This is a genomic window from Undibacterium umbellatum (assembly GCF_014284125.1).
GTDB classification, from domain to species: Bacteria; Pseudomonadota; Gammaproteobacteria; order Burkholderiales; family Burkholderiaceae_D; genus Undibacterium; species Undibacterium umbellatum.
Genome location: NZ_JACOFX010000008.1, coordinates 169,054 through 183,457, shown reverse-complemented (window position 1 = coordinate 183,457; position 14,404 = coordinate 169,054). Strand labels below are relative to the sequence as shown.

Below are 14,404 nucleotides of genomic sequence, written 5' to 3'. Positions count from 1 at the left end.
ATATGCCATCCACACCTCCGAGTCTGGGTACGGAAAATCAGAGCCCTTTTCAAGTTGATTCCCGCAGGGAAATCATAGGATTATTGCGCGGCCTCAAAGAAAGCAAGCAATTGATCAGCATGTTGATCAATAGCGGGTCAGAAGTCTTTATCACGTCCATACTTGACGTCGATGACAGCAGTAATATGGTGATTATCGATAGTGCACCGGGTCAACTGGCCAATCAACGCATTATTGACGCACCGAGGGTGTCATTTGAGGGGCTGCTGGATAGAATCAGCATACAGTTTTCCTCATCAAATCTGGAACGTATCGCCTTTGAAGATCGCCCTGCTCTGCAGTTCGCAATACCAGCGAATATGATACGTCTGCAAAGACGCGAATATTATCGTATCAATACACCACTATCAAATCCCATACGGGCAATGATTCCTGTACAACTAGATGACAGGCAAGAAACCTTGAAACTGGCCCTGGTTGACATCAGTTGCGGAGGAATTGCCATTCTGGATGAAAAAAAAGTGCTCGACAGCACTATGGGGGTCATCTATGAGCATTGCAAACTTGAATTGCCCACCATAGGTCTGGTAGATGTTGTTTTACAGGTCAGGAACTCTCAAGATCTGGTTTTGTTGAACGGCAAGTCGAATCGTCGCCTTGGCTGCCAATTCATCAACATGTCAAATAGTGTACTAGCCAGCATACAGCGCTACATCATGAAGCTGGAACGAGAGCGCAATGCCAAGCTGACTGGCATACGCTGAAAACACAAAAGCCCGATCTTTGAGCAATCGGGCTTTCGTTTCATTCCACTGTATTTACCGAACCCAAGCTTTCCTCCGCTAGCCCCAATGAATCAAATCTGCATATTCATGATGTCGTGATAGGCCGACACCAGCTTGTTCCTCACCTGCACTGTCGTCTGGAATGCGATACTGGATTTTTGCATGGAAATCATGACATCAGATAAGCTGACCTTATCATCCCCCATGGCAAATTTCTGCCCTAGTTGCTGTGATTTTGCTTGCGCCTGATTCACACTATCCAGAGAAGCCTTCAAAGCTTCCGAAAAGTCCAGCTTGCCAGGCGCTGGATTTTCTGTCTGGCTCACACCCAGGCCAGCACTCGCCTCCATTTTGGCCGCTGTCGCCTTTAACTGCGCAACCATGGCTTCGATGCGACTGGCGTCTATGCCTCCCATTTTCATCTGATCACCTCTAATATGGACTTTCACAATTGCTACATTAACAGTCGCAAGGCAAACCGGAGCTTCGAAAAGAGCAGTAAAAACATCGTTTTTCCCAAGTTTGATTTTGGTATTTAAGTGGACAATCGCTACAAGGAAAAAACCATATTTGGAATAGCAAGCATGCAATCCACAGACACATTAATCGTACAAGGTGAATTATGGCAACCGCAGAAAATATAGCAATTGCCCCACCTGGACCAGCCCTTCCGGGCCTATTTGGCTTGCCACAAACCCCGGTCACCCGCAACATCATGTTGTCAGTAGGTGCTGCCATCACGATTGCCATCATGGTTGGCGTGTGGCTGTGGAGCCAGACTCCTGACTACAAAGTCTTGTTTTCCAACTTCAATGACAGGGATGGTGGTGCCATTGTTGCCTCATTACAACAATTAAACATCCCTTACAAATATTCTGATGGCGGCAGTGCCATTTTGGTTCCTGCCAATCAGGTTCATGATGTGCGTCTGAAACTGGCGGCCCAGGGCTTGCCCAAGGGCGGCAATGTTGGATTCGAACTCATGGAAAATCAAAAACTGGGCATTTCCCAGTTTTTGGAACAAGTCAACTTCCAGCGCGCACTGGAAGGTGAGCTGGCACGCTCGATTCAGGCCGTATCGGCGGTGCAGACCGCACGCGTGCATCTGGCCATCCCAAAGTCACAAGTTTTCATCCGTGACCAGCAAAAACCAACCGCCTCGGTCTTGTTGAACCTTTATCCCAGCCGCATACTGGATCAACAACAGGTCAGCGCCATTATTCACCTGGTAGCCAGCAGTGTGCCGGAGTTGTCAGCAAAAAATGTGGCCATTATTGATCAGAATGGTAATTTGCTTTCTGATCCCAGCAAGCAAATGGCAAACAACACGCTTGATCCTTCACAGCTCAAGTATGTGCAAGAATATCAACAAAGCATTATCAAGCGCATAGAATCGATTATTTCACCTATTGTTGGTGCTGCAAATGTCCGCGCCGAGGCAACTGCAGATATCGATTTTTCCCGTACAGAGCAGGCGGCAGAAAGCTACAAGCCAAATTCACCACCTGAGGCTTCAGCCATCCGCAGCCAGCAAACCAGTGAGTCCTATAATAAGGGAACCAATCCATCAGGCATACCTGGGGCTTTGAGCAATCAACCCCCTGTGCCTGCCACTGCGCCCATCGTCGCCAGCGGTGCAGCCAATACGCAAAGCGCCGCTTCTAACGCAGGCCTGATGCAAAAAGATTCGACTATGAACTTTGAAGTCGACAAGACCATTCGCTACACTCAACAACCCATGGGCGGCGTCAAGCGTCTTTCTGTCGCTGTTGTCATCAATTACAGAACCGAAACTGATAAAAATGGCAAAACCACGACCCGCCCTTTGACAGACATAGAAAAAACCCAGATTACCGATTTGACCCGGGAAGCCATGGGTTTCAACAAGGACAGGGGTGATACATTGAATGTCGTCAATAGTCCCTTTGCCAGCCCTGAAAAAGAGCCTATAGTGGACTTACCGCTTTGGAAACAGCCTGATGTCTTGCAAATGGCGAAGGAAGTCGCCAAATATATAGGCGTTGCTATCGTCCTGGCTTACTTGTTTTTTGGATTCCTCAAACCCATGTTACTTAAAATAATGGGGAAAGACAAAGAAACTCTGGAAGCACTGGAAGCTGAAAAACGAGAGCAAGAGGAAGTAGAGAAAGAGGAAGAAGATGCTGCCATTGTGAATCTGTCGAGAGAAGCAGAACTACAAAACACCCGTCACGGTTCAAGCTATGAAACGAATTTGGAAATGGCAAAACAATTGGCAAAAGACGATCCACGTATTGTGGCTAACGTAGTAAAGGCATGGGTCAGCAATGAGTGACGATGGAGTCCAAAAAGCCGCCACCCTGATGTTGGCACTGGGTGAAGACGGCGCTGCAGAGGTCATGAAGTATCTTGGCCCGCGCGAAGTGCAAAAAATCGGTGCTGCTATGGCAGCGATCGGAGCCATCCCTCATGAATCCATCGCTAAAGTGCTGGAGGAATTCAAGTCTGCAGCTGATTTGAGCTCGTCGGTTGGCCTGGATTCTGATGAATATATACGCAACGTACTGACCAAAGCCCTGGGCGATGACAAGGCAGCCTCGTTGTTAAATCGCATCCTTGGCGGCAAGGATGCCAGCGGTATAGAAAGCCTGAAATGGATGGATTCCCCTTCAGTTGCTGAACTGATTAAGAATGAACATCCGCAAATTATTGCCACCATATTGGTCCATCTGGAAAGTGATCAGGCCTGTGAAATTCTGAATCAATTTACAGAGCGCCTGCGCAATGACATCGTCCTGCGAATTGCCACACTGGACGGTATCCAGCCTACTGCCTTGCGCGAACTGAATGATGTGTTGACCAAACTGCTGACAGGCAATGAAAGCCTGAAGAAAAAATCCATAGGCGGTGTACGAGCAGCGGCAGAAATCCTGAACTTTATGAGCGGAGAAAACGAAGCCTCCGTGATGGATAATCTGCGTAAATATGATGGCGACATGGCGGAAAAAATCATGGATGAGATGTTTGTCTTCGATAACATTCTGGAAATCGATGACAAAGGCATACAGTTATTGCTGAGGGAAGTGCAGTCCGATTCCCTGATCGTCGCACTCAAGGGCGCAAATCAGGACATGCGCGAAAAAATCTTCAAAAATATGTCGCAGCGCGCTGCTGAAATGATGCGCGAAGACCTGGATTCCAAGGGGCCGGTACGCTTGTCCGAAGTGGAAGCACAGCAAAAACAAATACTGCTCATCGTCAGACGCCTGGCAGATGAAGGCCAGATTATGTTAGGTGCCAAAGGCGAGGACGCATATGTCTAATGCCATGCGTGGTGGCGACATGACTGCTTTCCAACGCTGGGAAATGGCTTCATTTGGTGACAGTCGTCCCGCCCAGGTCGAAGAAATCAGGGCCGCAAGCGCCCAAGTGGCGGCCCAGCAGCACAAGGAAACAGAAATTGTTCGCGAAGCTGCAAAGCAGGAAGGATTTGCAGCTGGCTACAAAGAGGCCTATGAACGTGGTCTGAAAGATGGACAAGAAACTGCTTATGCAGAAACCATGGAACAGGTACAGGTAGAAATACAATCATTACAACAAATAGCTGTCGCATTTTCCGAACAATTGCATACTGCATCACAACAAATGGGCAATGAACTTATGCATCTGGCGCTGGACATTGCACAAGCCATGCTGAAAGCAAAGCTCGATACTGACCCAAGCGCGATACTGCCTATCGTTGAAGATGCAATCGCTCAATTGGCAAATGTGCAGCAGCCTGCGCAAATCATGCTGAACCCGGAAGATGTGGCGATGGTAAAAAATCAATTAGGTGAAACACTGAGTGCTGATGGCTGGCGTATTGTGCCTGATACCCAAATAGAACGCGGTGGTTGCAAGCTTGAAACCCAGCATAATCTGGTCGATGCCAGTTACTCAACACGCTGGAAAAAGCTACTGGATAGCATGCAAATCAGTAACAAGACTGCAGATTGATGCTCATGCAGGACACCTTCATCGACGACTGGAAATCCAAACTCAAGCTGAGCCGAGAGCAGATTTCCCATGTGCAAACCACATCCATGTCCGGCAGAGTGACCCGTGTCACTGGCCTGGTCATGGAAGCTGTAGGCTTACGCTTGCCAGTAGGCAGTGCCTGCACCATCCATTTGCAAAGCGGCGCGAAAATAGACGCCGAAGTAGTTGGCTTCGATGGCGACAGACTATTCCTGATGCCACACAGTGATCTGGATGGTGTCACACCAGGAGCGCCGGTTTTCCCGGCCGAACCAGAAGCCCATGAAATCGCCAATCACCCACGCCGTCGCCCCAGTGACAGAAGCCGTCATTTGCCAGTAGGCTATGAGTTATTGGGACGTGTTCTGGACGGCAATGGTCGCCCACTCGATACTCTTGGCCCGCTGGGCACCCATGAGTCAGCCCCTTTAGGTGCGCGTATTTATAACCCGCTGGAACGCGCCCCCATCGTTGAGACTCTGGATGTGGGTGTCCGTGCCATCAACAGCATGCTGAGCGTAGGCAAGGGCCAGCGCCTGGGTCTGTTCGCCGGTTCAGGCGTAGGCAAAAGTGTCTTACTGGGCATGATGGCGCGCTATACCGCTGCAGACATTATTGTGGTTGGCCTGATTGGTGAGCGGGGGCGTGAAGTTAAAGAATTTATTGAGCAAATTCTCGGCACTGAAGGCCTGGCCCGTTCTGTCGTGGTTGCGGCCCCTGCTGATGCCCCACCCCTGATGCGCTTGCAAGGAGCGGCCTATGCGACCACCATTGCAGAATACTTCAGGGATCAGGGCCGTAGCGTATTACTGATCATGGATTCGCTGACGCGTTATGCCATGGCGCAAAGGGAAATTGCCCTGGCCATTGGCGAGCCGCCTGCCACCAAAGGTTACCCACCATCTGTGTTTGCCAAGCTGCCTATATTAGTGGAAAGAGCTGGAAATGGTAAATCTGGTGGTGGTTCAATTACTGCATTTTATACTGTCCTGACTGAGGGTGATGATCAGCAAGATCCAATCGCAGATGCTGCCAGGGCCATTCTCGATGGCCATATCGTTCTGAACAGAGCTTTGGCAGAAAGTGGTCACTACCCTGCCATTGACATAGAACAGTCGATCAGCCGCGCCATGCATAGCATCACCACGCCAGAACACCAGGCCCTGGCTAGAAAACTGAAACAATTGTATTCTCGTTACGAACGCAGTCGCGATTTGATTAGCGTTGGTGCATATTCTCCCGGTTCCGATCCATTACTGGATGAAGCAATCCGCCTGAATGGAAGAATAGTTTCATTTTTACAACAAGACATCACTGAAAAATGCAGCATTCCTGAAAGCTTGGGGCAACTTCAGGCTCTATTCAACGGATAGAAAACCTGATCAGCGACTATACTTAATTCATCATGGCGTTGAAATCACCGATTACCACACTGATAGAAATGACAGAAAAAGAAGTTGACGATGCCGCCAAACTTCTGGGTAGGGCCATACGTGCGCATGAAGATACCGAAAAAAAACTGAATTTATTACAGCAATACCGAAACGACTATGCACAAAGATTGCAGGATGGTGCAGCAAAAGGTCTGAGCGTGTCGCAATATACGAATTTTCTGTCCTTCCTGGCAAAACTTGATACAGCTATAGACGGGCAAAGGCAAGTCGTCATGGATGCAGCACATCGTATCACCATGGCAAAAACCGAATGGCAAGCCAGCGAAAAAAAACGCCTTTCCTATGACACCTTGCAAAACCGCGCACAAACGGCACTACAAAAAAAAGAAGCAAAACGAGATCAGAAGCAAACAGACGAAATGGCAGCTCGCGCCCTCTTCTATAAGCGCTAATTTATTGACAGGTACCTCAAATGCAAGCGAATAACATACTCACAGCGATAGATAAACAGGGTACAGGCGTCAAAGCGGGCAAAAATGCTTCATCAGCCACTCCCGAAGTCAGTTTCAATCAAGTGCTCAATAAAGAGATCTCCAGCACAAAAAAGCCGGAGATGGATGTCACTCGCCCTGTCAATAAAACACCCACTCCAGCCAAGAATAATAACAACGTCAACAATAACAATAGCAATAGCAACTCTGCCAACAAAATGGCAAACAATGACAATAGCGCCCCTGCCACTGGCAAAACAGAGAAAACCGATAGTTCCACGACCGATGGCACAACTGTCAAGGATGATGAACTTGACACGATGAAAGAAGATGATCTTAGCGCTCAAATCCTAGCCCTGGTAGGTAACCTGGCAACCCCTCCAGTTGTAGCGGATGTAAACAAAACCAATATGTCCCCTGGCTTGGATGCTGTTAAAGCTGAAAGCCTGAACAGCATGTCCAATACAGATGTAGCCGCAATAGCCAAACTACCCGGTGAAAACCCCCTTGCCACATTGACACAGGCAGAAACTAATGCGCTGATTCCGGTAGCCCCACAAGCATCTAGTCAGCTCACATCAATTACTCAACAAAGTCAGGCAGAAGACGCGAGTAAGTCTGGAGTAGCCGCCATTGCTGCACAAATTATGGCCGTAAAAATCGACGACAAATCAATGGGGAAATTGTCTGAAAATGGCTTGAGCACCGTAGCATCTACGATTGCGACAGAAAATAATGGCGCAAGTAATTTGACCGCATCGCCTCCAACTGTATTGATATCAGTCAATCAGAGCCTCACAAAAGGTGCTACTAGCACGTCAGCCAAAACTGACCAGATTGACACTGCCGAAGAGAAACTCAATGCGGTCAAGCTCAACAATCTCGACGTGGGTAAAACTGTCAACGACAAGAGTGGTGATACACGCCCACAAACCTTAGCAACTGACACGCCCAAAGCATTTACAAACGATATTGCACTGGCAAAAGATGTCCTTGCTGAACGCATGGCTGAAATAAAAGCCACACCTTCCGGCAAAGACAGTCAGCAAGTCATTGCCCCTCCAGTTGTCGCAGCAAATAACGTCAACAGCACACAATTCAATGCGGCGGTGATTGCTGCAGAACAAATCGCGCCACGAGTAGGTAGCAATGGCTGGGACAAGGCAGTAGGTCAAAAAGTTGTCTGGATGGTAGGTTCAGGTTTGCAATCAGCAGAATTAACATTGAATCCACCTGATCTCGGGCCTTTACAAGTCGTGCTTAGTGTCAGCAATGATCAAGCCAATGCAAGCTTTAGCTCAGCCCAACCTGAAGTCAGGGAGGCACTGGAAGCTGCCTTACCCCGTTTGAAGCAGATGCTTAGTGATGCCGGGGTTCAACTGACAGGTTTTTCTGTCAATTCGCAGGCGCCTGGCCAGGGGCAAAATTTCACCCAACAACAAGCCAGAGACATGAATCCGTCCAGAACCACCAGAGGTCTTACTGATAATACCATTAGCCCAGCAGCTACCAACCCCGTCAGGATACAATCAAATAACGGTCTGGTAGATACTTTCGCCTGAAACACGTGTCAGTTGCTGCTAAGACTCCTCACTTCATACCTCGCCCAACTACAATCGCGACCATGCACGTCGCCAGTCGCGATTGCAATACCTGTCGATTTCACTATCTGACACATAACTTTTACCTGTCACTAGCATGATAGGTCGCTAGTCTCTGGAAAAAAGCCTGTACATACATGTAGAATGGCCATGAACGGCTAGTCCATGCAGCAAAGCAAGATCACTTCACTTTGCAATTAGTAGAGATAAGCTGAAATACGCCCTCTTTTTCTTGGATATTACATTCCAGCTATCAAGCATAATACTTAAAAATCATGGCATTCAATGCCTACAGAGAGGAAAACCATGGCGAAAGCACCAGCCAAAGCAGCAGATGCAGGTGATGCACCGGTAGCAGGAAAATCAAAGAAGAAACTCTTGATCATCATCGCTGCGGTCGTATTCCTATTGGTCGCTGCAGGCGGTGGCGCTGCTTTTTTTCTATCCAAGAAAAGCTCTACGCCAAAAGATAAAGAAACTAAAACTGAACCTGCAAAAGCGCCCGTCTTCCTTGCACTGGACCCATTTACGGTCAATCTTCAGTCAGATAATGGCGACAAATACTTGCAAATCAGCATGACGCTGCAGGTACAGGACGAAGAACAGGTTACTCTCATTAAGGCTAATATGCCGCAAGTACGCAGCCGCCTGTTATTGCTGTTGTCCAGCAAGGATGCGACTGAAATTTTGTCGTCTGAAGGCAAGGAAAAATTGGTGAGTGAAATCATAGAGAAAGTTGCTCTGCCTTTCACGGCCAAAGGTGATCCGCAAAAAATCAGTAGCGTCTTCTTCACGTCTTTTGTAGTTCAATAAATCAATGTCAGATAATTTTCTCTCCCAGGAAGAAGTTGATGCTCTCTTAAAGGGCGTCACTGGGGATCAGGACGATTCACAATCACTGGAGGATACCTCTGGTGTCAGGCCCTACAATCTTGCTACGCAAGAACGTATCGTCCGTGGCCGCATGCCGACACTGGAAATTATCAATGAGCGTTTTGCCCGACTGTTGCGCATAGGCTTATTCAACTTTCTGCGTCGCAGTGCCGAAGTGTCAGTTGGAACTGTCAGAGTATCGAAATACAGCGAATTCATCCGTAATCTGGTGGTGCCAACCAATCTTAATCTGGTTCACATGAAGCCCTTGCGTGGCACCTCATTGATTGTGCTTGACCCTGGCCTGGTGTTCTTGCTGGTGGATAATCTTTTTGGTGGTGATGGTCGTTTTCATACCCGTGTTGAAGGTCGTGATTTTACTCAGACTGAACAGCGTATCATTCACCGCATCCTTGAAATCATTTTTGAGACTTATTCCAAATCATGGGAGCCAGTTTACCCCATAGAATTTGAATATATACGTTCAGAAATGAACACCCAGTTTGCCAATATTGCGACACCGAATGAGGTCGTGGTTTCCACCACATTCACGATAGAACTAGGACCAGTCAGTGGTGAAATGCATTTATGCATGCCCTACTCCACCATAGAACCCATACGCGACATCCTCACCAGTAGCCTGCAGGGGGAAACCCTGGAAGTGGATAAACGCTGGGTGCGTCTGATGACGCAACAGATACAAATTGCAGAAGTCGAAATAGTTGCCGACCTGGGGACCACACGTGTCACCCTGGGCGATATACTGAATATGAAAGAAGGCGATATCATCCCTCTTTCCATTCCAGAAATTATTTCTGCAAAAGTTGATGGCACTCCCGTGATGGAGTGCAAATACGGTGTATTTAACGGACAGTATGCCTTGCGTGTGGAAAAGTTGATCAGTTCCAGCGTACAGGAAGTAGCACAAGGAGAAAATCATGGATGATAACGGCGAATCCCCCATCAGTGAAGACGACTGGGGTGCAGCAATTGCAGAGCAGGAAAGAGCAGAAGCCGCAGCAGCAGAAAAAGCTGAAGCGCCGCCTGCCAGCGCTGCTATTTTCAAGGAATTCAGCGGCAAGGGTACAACGACTGAAACCCATAATGACATCGACTTCATTCTGGACATCCCAGTACAACTGACTGTCGAACTGGGCCGTACCAAGATCGCCATCAAAAACCTGCTTCAACTGGCACAGGGTTCTGTTGTCGAACTTGACGGCCTGGCGGGTGAACCTATGGACGTATTGGTCAATGGCTGCCTTATTGCACAAGGCGAAGTGGTGGTGGTTAACGACAAGTTTGGTATACGTTTGACCGATATCGTCACGCCTGCCGAACGTATACGCAAGCTCAACAAATGAGGAAGCAAGTGCGTTATCTTGCATTGGCGTTGATCGTTTTGCTGAGCAATGCGGCATTTGCAGCCGAACCTGCCCCTATATCGCCAAGTGGTGGTTTATTGCAAATTGCTACTGCACTGCTGTTCGTGTTGGGACTGGTTTTTGCGGCCGCCTGGCTAATGCGTCGTCTGGGGCCCATGAACGCCGGCAATAAAATCCCGGTCAAGATCATCGGCGGTATCAATGTCGGTAATCGCGAGCGGGTAATGGTGGTTGAAGTCGGCGATCAGTGGCTGATCCTGGGAGTAACTGCAAACAATATCAATAAGCTCGGTAGCATGCCAAAACAAGACGAATTGCTGAATCAGTCAGCGCAAACAGCCGCAAGCGACCCTTTTTCTACCTGGCTCAAGCGCACACTAGATAAGCGAACGACCGAGCGATCTGACAACAGCTAAATACATTGCATGAATATTTTGCGCTCTCATCTGCCACTTTTATGGTTGCCCCTTTTGCTATGTGGACTCGCTATGCCTGAAGCGGCCATAGCCCAAGCCAATGGTGGCCTGCAAGCAATCACCAGCACACCAGCACCCGGTGGCGGACAGAACTATTCTCTCAGCATACAAACGCTGTTATTTCTGACGGCACTTAGTTTCTTGCCAGCGGCCCTGTTGATGATGACCAGCTTCACCCGGATCATTATCGTTTTGTCTCTACTCAGGCAAGCGCTGGGCACACAATCGGCGCCACCGAATCAGGTACTGGTGGGCTTATCCCTGTTTCTGACCTTGTTTGTCATGGGGCCGGTTTTTGACAAAATTTACGTTGATGCCTATCAACCGTTTACTGAAAATAAAATCACAATGCAAGACGCCATGGATAAAGGGGCAACTCCCCTGAAACAATTCATGATGAAGCAAACCCGGCAAACTGATCTTGCCCTTTACGTAAAATTGTCCAATTCTCCCCAGTTGCAGGGGCCAGAAGAGGTGTCCTTGCGGATTTTGATACCAGCTTTTATTACCAGTGAATTAAAAACTGCTTTTCAGATCAGTTTCGCCATTTTTATTCCCTTTCTCATCATCGATATGGTAGTCGCCAGTGTGCTGATGTCCATGGGTATGATGATGGTTTCACCTGCGATTGTGTCGCTCCCCTTCAAGCTCATGCTGTTTGTGCTGGTAGATGGCTGGCAACTGTTGATAGGCTCACTTGCGCAAAGTTTTTACTAAGGACCACCATGACACCCGATAGCGTAATGACACTGGGCCGCCAGGCCATGGAAGTCACCTTGATGGTCTCCGCACCCTTATTACTGGTGGCGTTGGGTATAGGTCTTATCGTCAGTATTTTTCAGGCAGCAACACAAATTAATGAAACAACCTTGTCCTTCATCCCCAAGCTGATAGGTATCTTTGTCACCCTCATTATTGCCGGGCCGTGGATGCTTTCTGTCCTGATGGACTATATGCGCCAAATGTTTTCCAGCATAGCCACCATGGCGGCCTGATTTGCATGCCGTCGTCTACCAATGATTTCCTATTCCAGTAATGAGCTGATTGCGCTGATCAATTCCTTCATCTGGCCCTTGACCAGGATTTTGGGATTGATTGCAGTGGCACCGCCGTTTGGAAATAATTCTGTACCAGTGCGTATCAAAATCATCCTGGGCGTGGTGCTGTCTCTCATCGTCGCACCTACGTTACCTGTTATGTCTGATCTCGATCCAATTTCGTTGAATGGCATCCTGGTGCTGGCGCAGCAGCTCATCATCGGTTTGGGGATGGGTTTTGTCATGCGAGTGATCTTTTCGGCTATAGAAATGGCTGGCGAGATTTCAGGTCTTACCATGGGCCTGGGTTTCGCTACTTTTTTTGATCCGCAAACTCAGGGGCGCTCTTCTGCCATTGCACAATTCCTGGTACTGACAGCCACATTGCTCATGCTGACGTTGAACGTGCATCTCTCCATGCTGGAGGCCTTGGTCGAAAGTTTTCATACCATCCCGATTGCGACCACCTATCAATCAGGCCTCAATTATCAAAAACTGGCGATCTGGGGTGAGCAGATTTTCAGTGTCGGTATGCACCTATCCTTACCTATCGTCGCAGCCCTGCTGGTAACCAATGTCGCCCTGGGGATATTGACGCGTGCAGCACCACAACTGAATATATTTGGTATCGGCTTTCCAATTACCATAGGTGTAGGTTTCTTGATGTTGGCACTGATAATGCCCTACCTACTCATCCCCCTACAAAATCTGTTTCAGAGTGGCATAGAAATGATGCAATCACTGGGGCAGCCTGCGTCAATACCCATCCCGGTAAAGAGATAAATCATGTCGCTTCAGACATTGACACATGAAGCCAGACTGTATAGCGTAGAACAAATACGAGATATAGAAACCCGCGCCTTGGCCCATCAGGGTGAAGTCACGCTCATGCAAAAAGCCGGGCAGGCGGCTGCCGGACTGGCAATCAAAATAGGCGCAATCAAGCAAGACCCACTACTTATTTTGGCAGGGCCCGGCAATAATGGGGGGGATGCTTATGAAGCCGGGAATCAATTGTCCAGACAGGGATATAAAGTAGTTTGTATCATGTGCGGAGAACTTGAGAATTACTCTCAAGATGCGCAAGCAGCGCTGCAAAGAGCCAAGAATGCAGGACTGGAATTTGTAGAATTAGACGCACTACTCCATGGCCCGCAACAAAACTGGAGCATGGTCATTGATGGCTTATTCGGGATAGGTTTGAAACGAGCCCCTGAAGCTGATATTGCCAGGCTCATCGAATTCGTCAATCAGCTAGCCGCTGAACTGGCAATTCCTGTTCTGGCGATTGATGTGCCTAGTGGCTTGAATGCTGATACCGGACAGCCTGCAAGCACTAGCAGTGCTGTTATTCAAGCCAGTCACACTATAACGTATATCGCCAATAAAATCGGCTTGCATACGGCATCAGGCAAAGATTATGCTGGTCATGTCACCGTCAATAAATTGGATATTTCTGAAAATTTCTTTCCAGAATGCCACTGCCATTTGAATGAGCGCACTTCCCTGTTACACGCCCTGGCACCGCGCCAACAAAACAGTCACAAAGGTAGTTTTGGCGATGTCGCGATACTTGGTGGTGCCAAGGGAATGGCAGGAGCAGCCATACTTGCTGCCAGGGCAGCTCAGTATTCTGGTGCAGGACGGATTTACTGCGGCATGCTGGCAGAAGCACCAGCGTACGACAGTCTGCATCCTGAAATCATGTTTCGCAAGATCGGGGAAATTGCACTGACAAATACCACGGTTGTCATAGGCCCAGGCCTGGGAACATCGACCAGTGCCTATGGCTTACTCACTGGCGCGATTCTAACTGCAAAGGCATTGATCATTGATGCCGATGCCTTGAATCTGATCGCTGCAGACACGAAGTTGCAGGCAATGCTAAGCAATAGAAATAACTCATGCATACTCACGCCACATCCACTGGAGGCGGCTAGATTACTCAACAAGAAAGTGGCAGACATCCAAAGTAATCGACTGCAAGCTGCTCAAGCATTGGCAAGGCAATTCAACGCCGTTGTCATACTAAAGGGTTCTGGCAGTGTCATTTGTCATCCAGATGGAGATTTGCTCATCAATACGACTGGCAATCCCGCGCTGGCAAGCGGTGGCACCGGTGATGTATTGGCAGGTATAGCAGGTGCCTTGCTGGCACAGGCATGCAGCAGCATAGATGCGGCGAGAATCGCCACTTGGGTACATGGCCATGCAGCCGACGCACTGGTCGCACGCGGAACAGGGCCTATAGGCCTGACCGCCAGCGAGTTACTGCCAGAGATCAGATCCATTATTAATCAGTTGGTCTATCAGACTAAAGCCTGCCATTAAATCGCGACAGGCTCAAGGCTAAAATAAGGTTCAGC

The 14,404-nt window shown here is 48.6% G+C and carries 16 protein-coding genes; 15 read left to right on the top strand and 1 reads right to left on the bottom strand.

What is annotated here, in order from left to right; genetic code table 11:
- The first annotated feature begins 2 nt into the window (after window positions 1-2).
- A complete protein-coding gene (locus H8L47_RS16445; protein WP_186954667.1) occupies window positions 3-764 on the top strand; it encodes a flagellar brake protein in 762 nt (253 codons plus the stop codon).
- Between the two features lie 92 nt (window positions 765-856).
- Here H8L47_RS16445 and fliE read toward each other — a convergent pair whose 3' ends face one another.
- Window positions 857-1,207, bottom strand: coding sequence for a flagellar hook-basal body complex protein FliE (gene fliE, locus H8L47_RS16440; protein WP_186954666.1), 351 nt, complete (start codon window positions 1,205-1,207; stop codon window positions 857-859).
- 200 nt (window positions 1,208-1,407) lie between these two features.
- On the opposite strand from fliE, the gene fliF reads away from it, so the two are divergent.
- From fliF to H8L47_RS16370, 14 genes are all read left to right on the top strand, one after another.
- The gene (gene fliF, locus H8L47_RS16435; RefSeq protein WP_186954665.1) at window positions 1,408-3,099 is read left to right on the top strand and encodes a flagellar basal-body MS-ring/collar protein FliF; all 1,692 of its coding nucleotides are present in this window, start codon (window positions 1,408-1,410) and stop codon (window positions 3,097-3,099) included.
- Window positions 3,092-4,087 (top strand): flagellar motor switch protein FliG, encoded by a 996-nt coding sequence (fliG, locus tag H8L47_RS16430; RefSeq protein WP_186954664.1) that lies wholly within the window; start codon window positions 3,092-3,094, stop codon window positions 4,085-4,087. Before fliF ends, fliG begins: the two co-directional genes overlap by 8 nt.
- Window positions 4,080-4,760 carry a flagellar assembly protein FliH gene (locus H8L47_RS16425; protein WP_186954663.1) on the top strand — a complete coding sequence of 227 codons (681 nt, stop codon included), beginning with the start codon at window positions 4,080-4,082 and terminating at the stop codon, window positions 4,758-4,760. Before fliG ends, H8L47_RS16425 begins: the two co-directional genes overlap by 8 nt.
- Complete coding sequence (fliI, locus tag H8L47_RS16420; protein ID WP_268978065.1) at window positions 4,760-6,154, top strand: flagellar protein export ATPase FliI; 1,395 nt, start codon at window positions 4,760-4,762, stop codon at window positions 6,152-6,154. The genes H8L47_RS16425 and fliI overlap by 1 nt, the downstream gene beginning before the upstream one ends.
- Before the next feature lie 32 nt (window positions 6,155-6,186).
- Window positions 6,187-6,627 carry a flagellar export protein FliJ gene (fliJ, locus tag H8L47_RS16415; protein WP_186954662.1) on the top strand — a complete coding sequence of 147 codons (441 nt, stop codon included), beginning with the start codon at window positions 6,187-6,189 and terminating at the stop codon, window positions 6,625-6,627.
- A 20-nt stretch (window positions 6,628-6,647) separates the two neighbouring features.
- Entirely contained in the window at window positions 6,648-8,228 is a 1,581-nt protein-coding gene (locus tag H8L47_RS16410; protein ID WP_186954661.1) for a flagellar hook-length control protein FliK, read from the top strand.
- A 345-nt stretch (window positions 8,229-8,573) separates the two neighbouring features.
- Complete coding sequence (fliL, locus tag H8L47_RS16405; RefSeq protein ID WP_186954660.1) at window positions 8,574-9,080, top strand: flagellar basal body-associated protein FliL; 507 nt, start codon at window positions 8,574-8,576, stop codon at window positions 9,078-9,080.
- 4 nt (window positions 9,081-9,084) lie between these two features.
- A complete protein-coding gene (gene fliM, locus H8L47_RS16400; protein WP_110253184.1) occupies window positions 9,085-10,086 on the top strand; it encodes a flagellar motor switch protein FliM in 1,002 nt (333 codons plus the stop codon).
- The gene (fliN, locus tag H8L47_RS16395; protein WP_186954659.1) at window positions 10,079-10,504 is read left to right on the top strand and encodes a flagellar motor switch protein FliN; all 426 of its coding nucleotides are present in this window, start codon (window positions 10,079-10,081) and stop codon (window positions 10,502-10,504) included. The genes fliM and fliN overlap by 8 nt, the downstream gene beginning before the upstream one ends.
- Before the next feature lie 8 nt (window positions 10,505-10,512).
- Window positions 10,513-10,941 carry a flagellar biosynthetic protein FliO gene (gene fliO / locus H8L47_RS30080; RefSeq protein ID WP_186954658.1) on the top strand — a complete coding sequence of 143 codons (429 nt, stop codon included), beginning with the start codon at window positions 10,513-10,515 and terminating at the stop codon, window positions 10,939-10,941.
- A gap of 72 nt (window positions 10,942-11,013) precedes the next feature.
- A complete protein-coding gene (gene fliP / locus H8L47_RS16385) occupies window positions 11,014-11,718 on the top strand; it encodes a flagellar type III secretion system pore protein FliP (RefSeq protein WP_186954657.1) in 705 nt (234 codons plus the stop codon).
- A gap of 8 nt (window positions 11,719-11,726) precedes the next feature.
- Complete coding sequence (gene fliQ / locus H8L47_RS16380; RefSeq protein ID WP_162041086.1) at window positions 11,727-11,996, top strand: flagellar biosynthesis protein FliQ; 270 nt, start codon at window positions 11,727-11,729, stop codon at window positions 11,994-11,996.
- A gap of 21 nt (window positions 11,997-12,017) precedes the next feature.
- Window positions 12,018-12,821: a flagellar biosynthetic protein FliR gene (gene fliR / locus H8L47_RS16375; RefSeq protein ID WP_186954656.1), complete on the top strand. Its 804-nt coding sequence runs from the start codon at window positions 12,018-12,020 to the stop codon at window positions 12,819-12,821.
- A gap of 3 nt (window positions 12,822-12,824) precedes the next feature.
- Entirely contained in the window at window positions 12,825-14,369 is a 1,545-nt protein-coding gene (locus tag H8L47_RS16370) for an NAD(P)H-hydrate dehydratase (protein WP_186954655.1), read from the top strand.
- Window positions 14,370-14,404: the final 35 nt, after the last annotated feature.

Coding starts and splice junctions, on each gene's coding strand:
- fliI (WP_268978065.1), top strand. CDS start 4,760: ATGCTCATGCAGGACACCTTCATCGACGACTGGAAATCCAAACTCAAG.
- fliG (WP_186954664.1), top strand. CDS start 3,092: ATGAGTGACGATGGAGTCCAAAAAGCCGCCACCCTGATGTTGGCACTG.
- fliE (WP_186954666.1), bottom strand. CDS start 1,207: ATGAAAATGGGAGGCATAGACGCCAGTCGCATCGAAGCCATGGTTGCG.
- fliQ (WP_162041086.1), top strand. CDS start 11,727: ATGACACCCGATAGCGTAATGACACTGGGCCGCCAGGCCATGGAAGTC.
- H8L47_RS16445 (WP_186954667.1), top strand. CDS start 3: ATGCCATCCACACCTCCGAGTCTGGGTACGGAAAATCAGAGCCCTTTT.
- fliR (WP_186954656.1), top strand. CDS start 12,018: ATGATTTCCTATTCCAGTAATGAGCTGATTGCGCTGATCAATTCCTTC.
- H8L47_RS16425 (WP_186954663.1), top strand. CDS start 4,080: ATGTCTAATGCCATGCGTGGTGGCGACATGACTGCTTTCCAACGCTGG.
- fliM (WP_110253184.1), top strand. CDS start 9,085: ATGTCAGATAATTTTCTCTCCCAGGAAGAAGTTGATGCTCTCTTAAAG.
- H8L47_RS16370 (WP_186954655.1), top strand. CDS start 12,825: ATGTCGCTTCAGACATTGACACATGAAGCCAGACTGTATAGCGTAGAA.
- fliF (WP_186954665.1), top strand. CDS start 1,408: ATGGCAACCGCAGAAAATATAGCAATTGCCCCACCTGGACCAGCCCTT.
- fliJ (WP_186954662.1), top strand. CDS start 6,187: ATGGCGTTGAAATCACCGATTACCACACTGATAGAAATGACAGAAAAA.
- fliN (WP_186954659.1), top strand. CDS start 10,079: ATGGATGATAACGGCGAATCCCCCATCAGTGAAGACGACTGGGGTGCA.
- fliL (WP_186954660.1), top strand. CDS start 8,574: ATGGCGAAAGCACCAGCCAAAGCAGCAGATGCAGGTGATGCACCGGTA.
- H8L47_RS16410 (WP_186954661.1), top strand. CDS start 6,648: ATGCAAGCGAATAACATACTCACAGCGATAGATAAACAGGGTACAGGC.
- fliP (WP_186954657.1), top strand. CDS start 11,014: ATGCCTGAAGCGGCCATAGCCCAAGCCAATGGTGGCCTGCAAGCAATC.